Genomic DNA, 264 nt, shown 5'->3' on the forward strand with positions numbered 1-264 from the left:
TTCAGGTTCTGGAACGGCATGATCGCAACGGAGGGGCGCTTTGGCAGAGGTGGAGGCATTTTGGACGAAATTGCGGTCGTGCCTGTCGCAGCCGCCGGGTTTTCTGTTTGTCCCGCATGTACAATCCGGTAGGTCCGTACCGGTTCCTCAATGTTCTTCAGTGCCGTATCTCCGAGGTCTTCGAGGTCCAGTGCCAACTTCCGCTTCACTTGATCGAGAACCGCCTGGGAAATGCAGATACCTCCGGGGTCTGCCTTAGCCTCC

Annotated in this window: 1 protein-coding gene; it reads right to left on the reverse strand. The window is 57.2% G+C overall.

The window, feature by feature from the left end:
* Window positions 1-197, reverse strand: a 197-nt coding sequence (locus PZC42_RS21690) for a hypothetical protein (RefSeq protein ID WP_277214260.1), incomplete at its 3' end; no start/stop codon positions are given.
* Window positions 198-264 lie beyond the last annotated feature (67 nt).

Origin of the sequence: Isoptericola croceus (genome assembly GCF_029382255.1) — a bacterium.
Taxonomy (GTDB): domain Bacteria; phylum Actinomycetota; class Actinomycetes; order Actinomycetales; family Cellulomonadaceae; genus Isoptericola; species Isoptericola croceus.